This window comes from Enterobacter sp. 22452 (genome assembly GCF_052045065.1).
Taxonomy (GTDB): domain Bacteria; phylum Pseudomonadota; class Gammaproteobacteria; order Enterobacterales; family Enterobacteriaceae; genus Enterobacter; species Enterobacter mori.
On record NZ_JBQEOB010000008.1, the window covers coordinates 48,565 to 62,686 of the forward strand.

Annotated in this window: 11 protein-coding genes; 6 read left to right on the top strand and 5 right to left on the bottom strand. The window is 57.0% G+C overall.

The features are described 5' to 3' along the window. Positions 1 to 30 precede the first annotated feature (30 nt). Positions 31 to 960, top strand: a complete 930-nt coding sequence (tus, locus tag ACTJJA_RS19785) for a DNA replication terminus site-binding protein (protein ID WP_089599538.1) — start codon at positions 31 to 33, stop codon at positions 958 to 960. Here tus and fumC read toward each other — a convergent pair whose 3' ends face one another. Then, complete coding sequence (gene fumC / locus ACTJJA_RS19790) at positions 961 to 2,355, bottom strand: class II fumarate hydratase (RefSeq protein ID WP_421512134.1); 1,395 nt, start codon at positions 2,353 to 2,355, stop codon at positions 961 to 963. It lies immediately after the preceding gene. A gap of 183 nt (positions 2,356 to 2,538) precedes the next feature. Continuing rightward, on the bottom strand, positions 2,539 to 4,185 hold the full coding sequence (fumA, locus tag ACTJJA_RS19795; protein WP_010430411.1) for a class I fumarate hydratase FumA: 1,647 nt from the start codon (positions 4,183 to 4,185) through the stop codon (positions 2,539 to 2,541). 199 nt (positions 4,186 to 4,384) lie between these two features. Here fumA and manA point away from each other — a divergent pair, with 199 nt between their 5' ends. Continuing rightward, complete coding sequence (gene manA / locus ACTJJA_RS19800) at positions 4,385 to 5,560, top strand: mannose-6-phosphate isomerase (RefSeq protein WP_440668995.1); 1,176 nt, start codon at positions 4,385 to 4,387, stop codon at positions 5,558 to 5,560. Positions 5,561 to 5,659: 99 nt separating this feature from the next. Continuing rightward, complete coding sequence (locus ACTJJA_RS19805; RefSeq protein ID WP_440668996.1) at positions 5,660 to 7,192, top strand: YdgA family protein; 1,533 nt, start codon at positions 5,660 to 5,662, stop codon at positions 7,190 to 7,192. A 39-nt stretch (positions 7,193 to 7,231) separates the two neighbouring features. Here the strand turns inward: ACTJJA_RS19805 and ACTJJA_RS19810 are convergent, their stop codons facing one another. Further along, positions 7,232 to 8,086 (bottom strand): alpha/beta fold hydrolase, encoded by an 855-nt coding sequence (locus ACTJJA_RS19810; RefSeq protein ID WP_440668997.1) that lies wholly within the window; start codon positions 8,084 to 8,086, stop codon positions 7,232 to 7,234. Positions 8,087 to 8,101: 15 nt separating this feature from the next. After that, positions 8,102 to 9,082, bottom strand: coding sequence for an MBL fold metallo-hydrolase (locus ACTJJA_RS19815; RefSeq protein WP_256459698.1), 981 nt, complete (start codon positions 9,080 to 9,082; stop codon positions 8,102 to 8,104). Positions 9,083 to 9,189: 107 nt separating this feature from the next. Between ACTJJA_RS19815 and ACTJJA_RS19820 the strand changes: the two genes are divergently transcribed. Next, the gene (locus tag ACTJJA_RS19820; RefSeq protein ID WP_089599530.1) at positions 9,190 to 10,086 is read left to right on the top strand and encodes a LysR family transcriptional regulator; all 897 of its coding nucleotides are present in this window, start codon (positions 9,190 to 9,192) and stop codon (positions 10,084 to 10,086) included. Positions 10,087 to 10,088: 2 nt separating this feature from the next. On the opposite strand, the gene ACTJJA_RS19825 is transcribed toward ACTJJA_RS19820, so the two are convergent. Then, the gene (locus ACTJJA_RS19825; protein WP_320385420.1) at positions 10,089 to 11,117 is read right to left on the bottom strand and encodes a Mal regulon transcriptional regulator MalI; all 1,029 of its coding nucleotides are present in this window, start codon (positions 11,115 to 11,117) and stop codon (positions 10,089 to 10,091) included. A gap of 177 nt (positions 11,118 to 11,294) precedes the next feature. On the opposite strand from ACTJJA_RS19825, the gene malX reads away from it, so the two are divergent. Both malX and ACTJJA_RS19835 read left to right on the top strand, forming a co-directional pair. After that, on the top strand, positions 11,295 to 12,887 hold the full coding sequence (malX, locus tag ACTJJA_RS19830) for a maltose/glucose-specific PTS transporter subunit IIBC (protein WP_440668998.1): 1,593 nt from the start codon (positions 11,295 to 11,297) through the stop codon (positions 12,885 to 12,887). Between the two features lie 48 nt (positions 12,888 to 12,935). Further along, on the top strand, positions 12,936 to 14,108 hold the full coding sequence (locus ACTJJA_RS19835; protein WP_440668999.1) for a MalY/PatB family protein: 1,173 nt from the start codon (positions 12,936 to 12,938) through the stop codon (positions 14,106 to 14,108). Positions 14,109 to 14,122 lie beyond the last annotated feature (14 nt).

Below are 14,122 nucleotides of genomic sequence, written 5' to 3' on the forward strand. Positions count from 1 at the left end.
ATAAGTATGTTGTAACTAATGAGAGTGTTTATGGCGACCTACGATCTCATCGAAAGGCTGAACAGTACCTTTCGCGAAATAGAACACGAGCTACTTACCCTGACAGAACGCTTGCAAACCTGCCGCCTGCTGGCTGCGCGCGTCTTTACTCTGCCTGATGTAGCCAAAGGGGCGGAACACGACCCGCTGAACACCATCGAAGTTGAACAGCACATCGGCAGCGCCGCATTTGAGCTGGCGATGAAGCACTATCGCCATCTTTTTATCCAGCAGCAGTCTGAACATCGCAGCAGTAAGGCGGCCGTGCGTCTGCCTGGCGTGATCTGCCTGCAAACCGATGCGACAATGCGTGAAACGCTGGAAGGCCAGATTACCCATATCAACACCCTGAAAGCGGCATTTGAAAAGATCGTCACCGAAGAGTCCGGCCTCGCCCCTGCCGCCCGGTTTGAGTGGGTGCACCGTCAGCTTCCTGGGCTGATTACCCTGAATGCCTATCGCACGCTGACGGTACTGCGTCACCCCGCCACGCTGCGCTTCGGCTGGGCGAATAAGCACATCATTAAAAACTTCACCCGGGATGAGATTCTGGCGCAGCTTGAGAAAAGCCTGAAAGCACCGCGTACGGTTGCCCCCTGGTCTCGCGAGCAGTGGATTGAGCGTCTGGAGCAGGAGTATCACAGCATCGCCTCGCTACCGGCGGACACGCGCCTCAAGATAAAGCGCCCGGTGAAGGTGCAGCCTATTGCCCGCGTCTGGTATTCCGGGCAGCAAAAGCAGGTGCAGTATGCCTGCCCAACGCCGTTGATTGCGCTCTTTGATGCCGATCAGGGGGCCATCGTGCCGGACATTGGTGAGCTTTTGAATTACGATGCGGACAATGTTCAGCACCGTTACAGACCTCAGGCGCAGCCGCTACAGCTGATTATTCCACGGCTGCACCTGTATGTGGCGGGATGATTATTTCAGGCTGCCGACCATCGCTTCCGGGCGAACCCAGGCGTCAAACTCAGCCTCCGTCAGATAGCCCAGCGCCAGGGCGGAGGCTTTCAGCGTCAGCCCCTCTTTATGCGCTTTTTTAGCGATCTCGGCGGCTTTGTCGTAGCCAATATGGGTATTTAGCGCCGTCACCAGCATCAGGGATTCATTGAGCAGCTGGCTGATACGCTCGCGATTTGGCTCAATCCCTACCGCACAATGCTCGTTAAAGCTCTCCATCCCGTCCGCCAGCAGACGAATCGATTGCAGAACGTTATGGATCACCATCGGGCGATAGACGTTCAGCTCGAAGTTGCCGGACGCGCCGCCCAGGTTGACGGCCACGTCGTTGCCGATCACCTGACAACAGAGCATGGTCATGGCTTCGCACTGGGTCGGGTTGACTTTACCCGGCATGATGGAGCTGCCCGGCTCGTTTTCCGGGATGCTGATTTCACCGATGCCGCAGCGTGGACCCGAGGCCAGCCAGCGCACGTCGTTGGCGATTTTCATTAATGATGCCGCCAGCCCTTTCAGCGCGCCGTGGGTATGCACCAGTGCGTCACAGGTCGCCAGCGCTTCGAACTTATTGGGCGCCGTGACGAACGGCTGTCCGGTGATGCTTGCCAGCTCTTCAGCCACGCGCACCGCATATTCCGGATGAGTATTTAACCCGGTACCCACCGCCGTACCGCCGAGCGCCAGCTCCGCCAGATGCGGCAGGCTGTGGTCGATGTGCTTCAGGTTATGTTCCAGCATCGCCACCCAGCCGGAAATCTCCTGCCCGAGCGTCAGGGGCGTGGCGTCCTGCAGGTGCGTACGGCCGATTTTAACGATGTCGCGGAAGGCCTGCGCTTTCTCGTTGAGCGTGGTTTTGAGCACGTTGAGCTGCGGGATAAGCTGCTCGCGGATAGCAATCACCGCCGCCACGTGCATCGCCGTCGGAAAGACGTCGTTAGAACTCTGGCTTTTGTTGACGTCATCGTTCGGGTGAACCTTACGCTCCATGCCGCGCACGCCGCCCAGCAGTTCACTCGCCCGGTTCGCCAGCACTTCATTCATGTTCATATTGCTCTGGGTGCCGGAACCGGTCTGCCAGATGGCGAGGGGGAATTCGTCGGGATGCTTGCCCGCAAGCACTTCATCGGCAGCGTTGATGATGGCCGTCGCTTTATCGGCGGCCAGCAGGCCTAAATCCTGATTCACTTTAGCGGCGGCGCGTTTGGTCAGCGCCAGCGCCTGAATCAGCGAGACGGGCATTTTTTCGGTCGAGATACGGAAATGCTCCAGCGAACGCTGGGTTTGCGCGCCCCATAGCTTGTCGGCGGGGACGTCGATGGCGCCCATCGAGTCTTTCTCATGGCGTACCGTGGTCATTACTTTCTCCTTGATAACAAAAGAGGGATTGCTCACATGCTTAAGGGATAAGTATTGATGACTTCTGAGAAACGTTATGGCGCTTTGTGCGCTCTTTTTGGCGTCGGGTGGCGCTGACGCTGACCCGACCTACCAGACTCGTAGGCCGGGTAAGGCGCAGCCGCCACCCGGCAATTTACAGGATTACTTCACACACGCCGAACACTGAGAAGACTGGATCTGTTTGAAGAAGTCGTTACCTTTGTCATCCACCAGGATAAACGCCGGGAAATCTTCCACTTCAATTTTCCAGATCGCTTCCATACCCAGTTCCGGGTATTCCACGCACTCCAGGCTCTTGATGCTGCCCTGCGCCAGCACCGCTGCCGGGCCGCCGATGCTGCCCAGGTAGAAGCCGCCATGCTTGTGGCAAGCGTCCGTCACCTGCTGGCTACGGTTACCTTTCGCCAACATGATCATGCTGCCGCCGTTGGCCTGAAGCTGGTCAACGTAAGAGTCCATGCGGCCTGCCGTAGTCGGGCCTAACGAACCGGACGCGTAGCCTTCAGGCGTTTTCGCCGGGCCTGCGTAGTAGATTGGGTGATCTTTAATGTACTGCGGCAGCCCTTCGCCGTTATCCAGACGCTCTTTCAGCTTCGCGTGCGCAATGTCGCGGCCCACGATAATCGTGCCGTTCAGGGAGAGACGGGTCGAGACCGGATACTGAGAAAGCTGCGCCAGAATCTCTTTCATCGGACGGTTCAGGTCCACGCGAACTGCTTCCCCCTCGCCCGCTTTACGCAGTTCTTCCGGGATGTATTTGCCCGGGTTGTTCTCCAGCTTCTCGATCCAGATGCCGTCGCGGTTGATCTTCGCCTTGATGTTACGATCCGCCGAGCAGGACACGCCCATGCCCACCGGGCAGGATGCGCCGTGGCGCGGCAAACGGATCACGCGAATGTCGTGCGCGAAATATTTGCCGCCAAACTGTGCGCCCAGCCCCAGGTTCTGCGCTTCGGTCAGCAGTTCCTGCTCAAGCTGCACGTCGCGGAACGCCTGGCCGTGTTCGTTCCCTTCTGTCGGCAGGCCGTCGTAGTATTTGGTCGACGCCAGCTTGACGGTTTTCAGCGTGCTTTCCGCCGAGGTACCGCCGATCACGAAGGCGATATGGTACGGCGGACACGCTGCGGTGCCGAGGGTACGCATTTTCTCAACCAGGTAGTTTTTCAGCTTGCCCGGGGTGAGCAGCGCTTTGGTTTCCTGGTAGAGGTAGGTTTTGTTAGCCGAACCGCCGCCCTTGGCGATGCAGAGGAATTTGTATTCGTCGCCATCGACGCTGTAGAGGTCAATCTGAGCAGGCAGGTTGGTGCCGGTGTTGACCTCTTTGTACATATCCAGCGCCGCGTTTTGCGAGTAGCGCAGGTTGTCTTCGATATAGGTGTTGTAGACGCCGTGCGCCAGCGCCGCTTCGTCACCGCCGCCGGTCCAGACGCGCTGGCCTTTTTTGCCGGTAATAATTGCGGTACCCGTATCCTGGCAGGTCGGCAGAATGCCCTTCGCCGCGATATCCGAGTTACGCAGGAACTGCAGCGCCACGTACTTATCGTTCTCGCTGGCCTGCGGATCGCTCAGGATATCGGCAACCTGCTGCTGATGCGCCGGGCGGAGCATGAACGAAGCGTCGTGGAAGGCCTGCTGCGCCATCAGCGTCAGCGCCTGCGGATCAACTTTGAGGATCTCCTGTCCCTCAAACTCAGAGACAGAAACGTAATCGCGGGTTAACAGGTAATACTCGGTCTGATCCTTACTGAGGGGAAAAGGATCCTGATAATGAAAGGGTTTGTTCGACATTGTTCTCTCACTTACTGCTTCGGTCTGATTGTTCAGGGCAGATGTTCCGCTGCCCGGCTTAAAAGCGAGTCAGCTTATCCTACACAATTTTTTAACAAAAACTGAGACTAGTACGACTTTTTACATCCGCAGGTTACTTCCACGCCGTTTATTGCTTTAATACCCGGAGTTAATTCCACATTTGAATCAGGGCTTGATAATGCAAAAACTCATCAACTCAGTGCAAAACTACGCCTGGGGAAGTAAAACTGCGTTAACGGATCTCTACGGTATCGCTAACCCGGACAACCTGCCGATGGCAGAGCTGTGGATGGGCGCGCACCCGAAGAGCAGCTCAAAAATTGAAGACGCCAGCGGCCAGGTGCGCAGCCTGCGCGACGTGATTGATGCCGATAAAGCCGCACTGCTGGGCGAGAAGGTTGCCAAGCGTTTTGGCGAGCTGCCGTTCCTGTTTAAGGTACTGTGCGCCGACCAGCCGCTCTCCATTCAGGTTCACCCGAACAAGAAAGCCTCTGAAATCGGCTTTGCGAAAGAGAACGCGGCGGGGATTCCATTAGACGCGGCTGAACGTAACTACAAAGATCCGAACCACAAACCGGAGCTGGTTTTTGCTCTCACCCCTTTCCTGGCGATGAACGCGTTCCGCGAGTTTTCGGAGATCGTTTCTCTGCTGCAACCGGTGGCGGGTGCTAACAAGGCTATCGCCCACTTCCTGGAAAACCCGAACGCGGACGCGCTGAGCCAGCTGTTCGCCAGCCTGCTGAATATGCAGGGCGAAGAAAAAGCCCACGCGCTGGCAGTGCTGAAAGCTGCACTGAACAGCCAGCAAGGTGAGCCGTGGGAGACCATCCGTCTGATTTCCGAATTCTACCCGGACGACAGCGGCCTGTTTTCTCCCCTGCTGCTGAACGTGGTGAAGCTGAACCCGGGTGAAGCAATGTTCCTGTTTGCCGAAACCCCGCACGCCTACCTGCAGGGCGTAGCGCTGGAAGTGATGGCCAACTCGGATAACGTGCTGCGCGCGGGCCTGACGCCAAAATACATCGATATCCCTGAGCTGGTCGCCAACGTGAAGTTCGTGGCGAAGCCTGCCGACGAACTGCTGACTCAGCCGGTGAAAAACGGCGCAGAGCTGGACTTCCCGATCCCGGTTGAGGATTTTGCGTTTTCTCTGCACGACCTGAGCCAGGCCGAAACCGCCATCGCACAGGAGAGCGCGGCAATCCTGTTCTGCGTGGAGGGCGAAGCGACGCTGCAGAAAGGCCAACAGCGTCTGGTGCTCAAGCCGGGCGAGTCGGCTTTTGTTGCAGCGAACGAGTCACCGGTTAGCGTGAGCGGCACCGGTCGTCTGGCGCGCGTTTTTAATAAGCTATAAGCACTTACTGAATTTTTTAACAACTCTTGCTAAGCTAGTTTAAGGCTTTATATCTCCGGGCGGTTTTTACCGCCTGGTTTCATTTTAGGGATAGTCGCAATGAAAAAATCGGTCGTAGCGGTTGGAGTGATTGTAGCGTTAGGCGTGGTCTGGACGGGTGCCTCCTGGTTTACCGGGAAACAGCTAGAAGGCCGTCTGGCTGAGATGGTCGCGCAGGCTAACGGAGAGATTAAGCGCAGCGCGCCAGAGGCAGGCGTTGAGCTTAGCTATCAGAACTATCAGCGCGGCGTGTTTACCAGCCATATGCAGATGGTGGTGAAACCTGTAGCAGGAAGCACCAACGCCTGGCTGAAGCCAGGCCAGAGCGTGGTGCTGGATGAAGTGGTCAGCCACGGTCCGTTCCCGCTGGCGCAGTTAAAATCGTTTAATCTGATCCCATCAATGGCGTCCGTTCACACGGTTCTGGTGAATAACGACGTCACCAGGCCACTGTTTGATCTGGCAAAAAATACCTCGCCTTTCGAAATCAATACTCGCATCAGCTATGCGGGTGACACGAGTTCCGATATTGCGCTGAAAGCGCTGAACTACGAGAAAGAGAACGAGAAGGTCGCCTTCAGCGGGGGGAACTTCAAACTGGACGCTGACCGCGACGGAAACGTGTTCTCTCTGACCGGTGAAGCAGAAAGCGGCGTGGTGAACGCGGTTAATGAATATAACCAAAAGGTTCAGCTCAGCTTCAACAACCTGAAAGCCGACGGCAACAGCCGGATGACCGACTTTAAAGAGCGTATTGGCGATCAGAAACTCTCTCTCGATAAAATTGCAATCGCGGTTGAAGGTAAAGAGATGGCCGTGCTGGAAGGCATGGACGTGAACGGTAAATCCGACATTTCCAAAGACGGCAAGAATATCAATACGCAGCTGGATTACGCCCTGAAGAGCCTGAAGGTGCAGAATCAGGATCTGGGGACCGGAAAATTAACGCTGAAGATCGGCAATATCGACGGCCAGGCGTGGCACGAATTTAGCCAAAAATACAGCAAAGAGAGCCAGGCGCTGCTGACCGATGCCGCGCTGCAGCAGAATCCGGAAGTGTACCAGCAGCAGGCGATGGCGGTGCTGTTCAACAACCTGCCAATCCTGCTGAAAGGCGAGCCGGTGATCACCGTCGCGCCGCTGAGCTGGAAAAACAGCAAAGGCGAAACTAACTTCAACCTGTCTCTGTTCCTGAAAGATCCGGCAACCGCAACGGGTGAACCGCAGACGCTGGCGCAGGAAGTGGATCGCAGCGTGAAGTCGCTCGAGAGCAAGCTGACCATCCCAATGGACATGGCGACCGAGTTTATGACCCAGATTGCGAAGCTGGAAGGTTACGGCGATGAAGACGCTGGCAAACTGGCGAACCAGCAGGTGAAAGGTCTGGCTGCAATGGGCCAGATGTTCCGCATCACTAAAGTGGAAGACAACACGATTTCCACCAGCCTGCAGTATGCCAACGGCCAGGTAAACCTGAACGGCGATAAAATGCCGCTGGAAGATTTTGTCGGCATGTTTGGTATGCCCGCTCTGGGGATGCCGGAACCGGCTGAACCTGCAGCGCCAGCCGAACCGGCGGCACCGCAGCAGTAAACAGCAAAACCCCTCGCATGAGGGGTTTTTTATTGCCCGTTAAAATTTCCATCCCGCCAGGAAATCCAGCAGCAGTGCGTTCACTTTCTCTGGCTGCTCCTCCTGCGGCAGATGACCGCACTCATCAATACCGTATGCCCGCAGGTTATCCGCCATTTCGGCCCAGACGCTTTGCATATCGAAGAGCTTGCCAACCGCGTGAAAATCATTGCCCCACAGCGACATTACCGGGCAAGTAATTTTCACGTCAGCGTCTGCCAGATCCTGCGCCACATCCTCTGCGTTAGCGCGATAGTCAGCCATTGCGCCCCGCACGGCACCCGGCGCCTGATACGCGCGTACATAGGTGTCAAACACCTCGCCGCTGATGGTTGACGGGTCGTAGGTCCAGTCCGAGAAAAAGTGGCGCAGCCATACGTTTTCTCTACCCGCAATCAGGGCTTCCGGCAGGTCGGGCACAAGATGAAACAGGAAGAACCAGTATGCACGCGCAATCGAAGCATTCAGATCGCGGGCCACAATACGCGTTGGCACGTTGTCCATTACCACCAGGCGGTCGATTAACTCGGGATAATCTTTCGCAAAGCGGGTCGCAACCCGCGCCCCGCGATCGTGCCCAACCAGCACCACCTTCTCCAGACCCAGCACTCGCATCAGTTCCCGGATGTCACGCGCCATGTTCCGTTTATCATAACCGGAGGCCGGTTTATCCGTTTCCCCATATCCGCGTAGATCGGGCGCAATCACGCGATAGTGGCGGGATAAAACCGGTATCTGGTGGCGCCAGGCATAGTTTGTTTCTGGAAAACCGTGCAGAAGAATAACCGGCGCGCCTTCACCCTCTTCGACCACAAACTGACGGATGCCGTTTGCCGTTACGGTGTAACTTTTCATGCGGTTAACCTCACTTTATTTCAGCAGAGGCACATGGGCCGCACGTTGATAAGGACCATAATTTACGGGGGTCCAGCGGTAGCCCTGCTGCCAGGCGGTGATATGCCCAATACCCGGGAAAGGCAGATGCGCCGCGGCCATCCACTCGCCGTCTTTCGCCAGCGCGTTAAATTCCTGCGCGCGGGATGAGACGGCTTTTTTCGAATCGACATCGAAACGAATAGACACTTCAGGATGCGGGAACTGGACAGCAGGAGCATGAATCAGGTCCCCAATGAAGTTAATGGCCGTTCCCTGTGAAGCAAACCGATAAACGGTGCTGCCGGGCGTATGGCCAATGGCATAGGCTGTCTGGACTTCAGGAATAGGCGAAGCGGGCGGAATAAAGGTTTTAAGATGTCCGGTGGCCTTATACGCAGCCAATGCATTCCTGGCGATAGCGAAATAGGCTTTCGCATTCGCAGGCGCGCTCGCCTCTTTAGCCGGATCGAGCCAGTATTCGGCCTCCCCCTGCGGCACATAGACGGTGGCATTGGGGAACAATGCCTTACCGTCCGCATCGCTCAGGCCGCACACATGGTCAAGATGAAGGTGGGTCAGGAAAATCGTATCGACCTGCTCAGGCCGATAACCTGATGCGTTCATATTGCCGATGAGCTGGCCGGCAGTTTCCGCCATGCAGTGTCCACCCCCGCTGTCAATCATGACCAGGTGTTTACCGGTATTCACCAGAAAGGCGTTGAAGGCGGTAGGCATGCGCTCGGCATCGATTTTTTGTTGTGCCAGCAGTTTACGAACCGCGTCGGGTGAAAGGCCTTGTAACAGCGTGGGCGAAAGATCGTTATAGCCGTCGAACAGCGCCGTCACCTCGTACTCCCCTACGGCAAGGCGATAATAGCCGGGGACCTGCTGCTTAACCTGCGCGGGTGCATCTGCCCACGTCGCGCTCGCAAACATCAGGCCGCTGAACGCCAGAACCGTTTTCAACTTTTTCATCTTCACTCCAAATTCATGTTTATCAAGATGTGAAGAGACTATGGCAGCGTAACGACAAATAATGTAGATATGCAATTTGATAAGGCAGCATAACGAAAAGCGAGATAATGAGACTGGAAGATATTGAAGTTTTTGTTGAAGCCGTCAGGGCGGGTAGCCTCGCCGGCGCCGCACGTCGGCTCTCCATGAGCGCCATGGCCGCGTCGCGCGCCCTGACGCATCTCGAAGCGGAGCTGGGGGTTCGGCTGGTACACCGCACCACGCGTTCGCTCTCGCCCACCAGCGACGGGGATATTTTTCTCCCTCACGCGCTGGCGCTCCTGGAAGATAAAAGCAACGCGCTTGCCGACCTGTTTCCCGACGGGACCCACCTTTCCGGACGCCTGCGCATTACCGCCTCAGCGGGGTTTGGCCGGAAGATCGTGGCTCCTATGCTGACCCGGTTCATGCAGCAGCATCCCGCCCTGCAGGTCGATTTACTCGCCACCGACGAACAGGTTGATATTGTCGGCAAAGGCATAGACGTGGCATTACGCATTGCGCCGCTGCGCGATAACCGACTGGTTGCCCATCGCCTTTGCCATAACCCTCGCGATCTCTGCGCCAGCGCGGAGTATCTGGCAACAAACGGTTATCCAAAATCGTTTAACGATCTGGCGGCACACAGCTGTCTGACCACGTCAGACACGGTCCACTGGTCTTTCGAACAGGGCGAACTACGCTACAAGCAGAAGGTGTCGGGCCGATTCTCCGCGAACTCTGTCGAGGCCATTTTCGAAGCCTGTCTCGGTGGGATGGGGATCGCTAATTTATCTCGCTGGTACGTAGAACCGGCGTTCAGAGAGGGGAAACTCGTGCGCATCGTCCTCGAAGATGCCCAGCCGGAATCGCTGGCCGTGTGGGCGGTTTACCCGACCTCCCGCCTGATCCCGGCAAAAGTACGAAAGTTTGTGGAAGCCCTTGAGGCCGAGCTTCTGCTCAACCCGCTTACGCAACAGACCTGAGGTTATTTCGCCGTCACTAGCCGCGCCGCCACAATCTGGTGCCCGGCCTGAACATCCGTATTGTCGATGCGCTGCATGATCCTGTCCGCCAGCGTGTAGCCCATCTCCCGCGCAGGGGTCGTGGCCCAGACGATCGGGAGATCGTCGAGCGCATTTTCGCCGACGTCGGCGAACGCCCCGAGCGCCACCTGATGGCCGAAGAACGTTTCTACCCCACCCTCGCCGCTCTGGCGTCCGGCGCGGATCAGGCCAAACCAGGCACCCATGGCAATCACGTCGTTATAGCAAATCACGGCGCTGATCGTCGGACTGCTTCGCAGTAGCGCGCCTATCGCTTCCGCCGCTTTCTTCTGGCTGGATTCACACTCCACGACCCATTCGCTGTGGAACGGCAGGCCGTATTTAATCAGCGTCGCGCAGTAGCCGCCTACCCGCTCGGCGCGCGTCAGGGACGAGCTTTTCCCGCCCAGCCAGGCGATGCGCTGATGCCCGCGACGAATCAGATGCTCGGTCAACATTTGTGCGGCCTGCATGTTATCCGGGCGCAGCGTATCGGCCTCGTCCAGGTAGCTGGCGCGAGAGGCAAACACCAGCGGTACGCCTTTTTCGGCGGCACGCTCACACAGCTCGCTGCCCACGCCCGACGCCCCGGCGACAATCACCCCGTCCACTCCCTGGTTTAGCAGCATATCGAGCCGGGAAAGAAGCTGATCGGCCTCGCGTCCGCCATGCAGCAAAAAGACCATTCGCCCCTGCGCTTCAAGCGCTTCAGTTAACCCTGCGGTCAGTTCCGCATAGAACGGCGACGTCAGGTCACGGACAATCAGGCCAATCACCCCGCTTTGCCCGCCGCGCAGCGCCGACGCCTGGCGATTACGCACAAAACCCAGCTGTTCAACCGCCTCGTTAACCCGCTGACCGGTTGCGGGCGAGATACGCCCTTTTCCGCTTAGCACCAGAGAAACGGTGCTGACGGAAACGCCCGCCGCCAGCGCGACATCGTTAATGGTGATTTTTTTCGCTACAGCCATGTGTCGGCGTGACTCCCTGAAATGAGATCGGTAAAACGTTTTATCAATACGTTATCTTTATACTACCAGTCAAAGCCTGAGAATGTGATTTAGCGCGCACTAAACTTTGATAAAACGTTTTATCTTCTCGCAGCATTGAAGCAGACAAACTGATTTTAACAATAAAGGAGTCGTTTTATGACGGCGAAAGCAGCACAAAAAATATCGCTGTGGGAATTTTTCCAGCAACTGGGTAAAACCTTTATGCTGCCCGTAGCACTCCTCTCGTTCTGCGGGATCATGCTCGGGATCGGCAGCTCGCTAAGCAGTAAAGACGTCATCACGCTGATCCCATTCCTCGGCGCACCCGTGCTGCAGGCGATCTTTATCTGGATGAGTAAAGTCGGCTCCTTTGCGTTTAGCTTCCTGCCCGTCATGTTCTGCATCGCCATCCCGCTGGGCCTGGCCCGTGAGAACAAAGGCGTCGCGGCGTTTGCCGGGTTTGTGGGCTACGCGGTAATGAACCTTGCGGTTAACTTCTGGTTGACCGCAAAAGGCATTCTGCCTACCACCGACGCTGCGGTGCTCAAAGCCAACAACATTCAGAGCGTGATTGGCATCCAGTCTATTGATACCGGGATCCTCGGGGCAGTGATCGCCGGGGTGATTATCTGGATGCTGCACGAGCGCTTCCACAATATCCGCCTGCCGGATGCCCTGGCCTTCTTCGGCGGTACCCGCTTTGTGCCGATTATCACCCTCGTGGTCATGGGTCTGTTTGGTTTGATCATTCCGCTGATCTGGCCGGTCTTCGCGATGGGTATCACCGGTATTGGTCGCATCATTAACGGCGCGGGTGATTTCGGTCCGATGATCTTCGGTACCGGTGAACGTCTGCTGCTGCCGTTTGGTCTGCAGCACATTCTGGTGGCCCTGATTCGCTTCACCGAAGCGGGCGGGACGATGGAGGTGTGCGGTCACGACGTGAGCGGTGCGCTGACGATCTTCCAGGCGCAGCTGAGTTGCCCGACCACCCACGGCTTCTCTGAGAGCGCAACCCGTTTCCTGTCTCAGGGCAAAATGCCTGCCTTCCTGGGCGGCCTGCCGGGCGCGGCGCTGGCGATGTACCACTGTGCTCGTCCGGAAAACCGTCATAAGATTAAAGGCCTGCTGATTTCCGGCGTGATCGCCTGCGTCGTGGGCGGCACAACCGAGCCAATCGAATTCCTGTTCCTGTTCGTCGCGCCGGTGCTGTATCTCATTCACGCCGTGCTGACCGGTCTGGGCTTCACCGTGATGGCGGTACTGGGCGTCACCATCGGCAACACCGACGGCAACGTGATTGACTTCGTGGTGTTCGGGATCCTGCACGGCTTGTCCACCAAGTGGTATCTGGTGCCGGTCGTGGCGGCAATCTGGTTTGCGGTGTACTACGGCATCTTCCGCTTCGCCATCACCCGCTTTAACCTGAAAACACCGGGCCGTGATGCTGAAACAGCGACCAGCGTTGAACAAGCGGTTGCAGGGACGGTAGGAAAATCGGGTTACAACACCCCGGCCATTCTGGCAGCGCTGGGCGGTGCGGATAACATCACCTCGCTGGATAACTGCATTACCCGCCTGCGTCTATCGGTGGCGGATATGTCGAAAGTGGATACCAATGCGCTGAAAGCTAACCGCGCCATCGGTGTGGTACAGTTAAATCAGCATAATTTGCAGGTGGTTATCGGCCCGCAGGTGCAGTCGGTGAAAGATGAACTGGCCACCCTGATGCGAACAGTCGAAGCCTGATGCCTCAGCCCCCTCTCATGAGGGGGTTTTACGTTAAGGATGAGAGTTATGTTTGATTTCTCGACCGTCGTGGATCGTCACGGCACCTGGTGCACCCAGTGGGATTACGTTGCCGACCGCTTTGGCGCGGCCGATCTGCTGCCCTTCACTATCTCGGATATGGATTTCGCCACTGCACCCTGCATTACCGACGCGCTGCATCAGCGCATCGATCACGGCGTGTTTGGCTACAGCCGCTGGAAAAACGATGAGTTTCTGGCTGCCGTCGCGCACTGGTTCCAGCAACGCTTTAACAGCCGTATCGATACCGAATCCGTCGTTTATGGCCCTTCCGTCATCTACATGGTGTCAGAGCTGATCCGTCTCTGGTCGCAGCCCGGCGACGGCGTGGTGGTTCATACTCCTGCGTACGATGCGTTTTATAACGCCATCGAAGGCAACGCGCGAAATGTCGTTCCGGTGGCGATGGTGAAACAGGCGAGCGGCTGGATGGGTGATATGGCCGCGCTGGAAACGGCCCTGGCCAAACCAGAAAACAAAATTTTGCTGCTCTGCAGCCCGCAAAATCCAACCGGTAAGGTCTGGACGCGGGATGAGCTGACGCAAATGGCGGAACTGTGCGCACGCTATGACGTGGCGGCGATCAGCGATGAAATTCATATGGACATGGTGTGGGGAAAACATCATCACACACCGTGGAATGAGGTAGCACGCGGCAAATGGGCGCTCCTCACCTCTGGCTCGAAAAGCTTTAATATTCCGGCGCTGACAGGAGCTTACGGGCTGATCGGCGATGAAGCGAGTCGAACGGGTTACCTCCGCGCGCTTAAAGGCCGCGACGGACTCTCTTCCCCTTCCGTGCTGGCGCTGACGGCGCATATCGCCGCCTATCAGCAGGGAGCGCCATGGCTGGATGCCTTGCGGGGTTATCTGGAGGAGAATCTGTTGTATATCGCGCAGGAATTAAACCGCGCTTTTCCGAAACTGAACTGGCAGCCGCCGGAAGCAACCTATCTGGCCTGGATTGACCTGCGCCCGCTGAAGATTGATGACAGGGCACTGCAAAAAGTGCTGATTGAGCAGGAAAAAGTGGCAATCATGCCGGGATATACCTACGGATTAGAGGGTAATGGCTTCGTGCGCCTGAACGCTGGCTGCCCGCGCAGCAAGCTGGAACAAGGGGTACAACGCCTCATCGCCGGGATCGCTACCCTGCTGTAATGCCATTGCGCAAC